The following is a 1426-nucleotide window of genomic DNA, read 5'->3' as shown; positions in this document are numbered from 1 at the left end:
TGCCTTGGCAATTGCAAGCGGCGCCTCAGCGCCGCGATCCTGCGCGACGGCTGCTGGAGCTATGTCTTCGGCGACCTGACCGCGACCAGCGGCGCCGACCTCGTGACAGGCGCAAAGCTCTTCGCCACCTCGAAAGATGGCCTGATCCCGTGGCGTGGCCGCCCCGATAGCCTCAAGCGCGGCCTCGTGGCCCGCATTCCACCCATCGACATGCTGAAGGATTGACCATGACCACTTCCGTATCCCGCGTTCCCTGCACCGTCGTCACCGGCTTCCTCGGCGCCGGCAAGACGACGCTGGTCCGCCATCTCCTGGAAAACGCCGGCGGCAAGCGCATCGCCATCATCGTCAACGAATTCGGCGACATCGGCATCGATGGCGAGATCCTCAAGGGATGCGGTATCGACACCTGCCCCGAGGAAAACATCGTAGAACTGGCCAATGGCTGTATCTGCTGCACTGTCGCCGATGATTTCGTCCCGGCGCTCGACCAAATCCTGTCGCTGACGCCGAAGGTCGACCATATCCTGATCGAAACCTCGGGCCTGGCACTGCCCAAGCCGCTGGTCCAGGCCTTTCAGTGGCCGAGCGTGAAAAGCCGGGTGACCGTCGATGGCGTCATCGCCGTGGTCGACGGACCGGCATTGGCCGAAGGCCGCGTCGCCAACGACATGGAGGCCCTCCAGGCGCAGCGCGCCGGGGACGAGACGCTCGACCACGACGATCCGGTGGAAGAACTGTTCGAGGACCAGATCGCCTGCGCCGACCTGATCATCCTGTCGAAGAGCGACCTGATGGACGCCGCCGGCACCGCCCGCGCCAATGCCATCATTGGCGAACACTCCGCCCGCGCAGTGAAGATCGTGCCGACCTCGCATGGCAAGGTCGATCCCTCCGTGCTGCTCGGGCTCGGTCTCGCCGTCGAGGACGACATCGAGAACCGCAAATCCCATCATGACGGCGCCTTCGACCACGAGCATGACGACTTCGACACCTTCATTGTCGACATAGCCTCGGTCGCCAATCCCGATGAACTGGCAAAACGCGTCGCCACGGTCGCAGAAGAAGAGAACGTGCTGCGTGTAAAAGGCTTCGTCGAGGTCGGCGGCAAGCCGATGCGGCTGTTGCTGCAGGCCGTCGGGCCGCGCGTCAATCATTACTATGACCGCGCCTGGACCGCGCAGGACGACCGCCGCTCGCGCCTCGTCGTCATCGGCCTGAAAGGGCTGAACCGCCCGGCGATCGAGCGTATACTCGCCGGCTGATTTCGGACACGGATTGCGATGCACATCCTAACCACGACATCCGCCTCGCTCGACGACCTCGCCGAGCCGGTCGATCTGCGGCAGACGCCGGCGGATATCGTGGCGCTGTCCTTCACCGACAGCGACCTCGCCGGACTGGCGGCGGCGTGGAGGACCGATGC

Annotated in this window: 2 protein-coding genes; both read left to right on the top strand. The window is 64.7% G+C overall.

Annotated elements, in window-relative coordinates:
- The coding region (locus EN925_RS35705) for a DUF1636 family protein (RefSeq protein WP_128337361.1) at positions 1-225 on the top strand (225 nt) is incomplete at its 5' end.
- 2 nt (positions 226-227) lie between these two features.
- Positions 228-1265 carry a cobalamin biosynthesis protein CobW gene (gene cobW / locus EN925_RS35700; RefSeq protein WP_127369892.1) on the top strand — a complete coding sequence of 346 codons (1038 nt, stop codon included), beginning with the start codon at positions 228-230 and terminating at the stop codon, positions 1263-1265.
- Positions 1266-1426: the final 161 nt, after the last annotated feature.

This window comes from Mesorhizobium sp. M7A.F.Ca.US.006.04.2.1 (assembly GCF_004022915.1).
Classification (GTDB): domain Bacteria; phylum Pseudomonadota; class Alphaproteobacteria; order Rhizobiales; family Rhizobiaceae; genus Mesorhizobium; species Mesorhizobium ciceri.
Note: the sequence above shows the minus strand (reverse complement) of the source record. Positions and strands in the feature narration are given on the sequence as shown.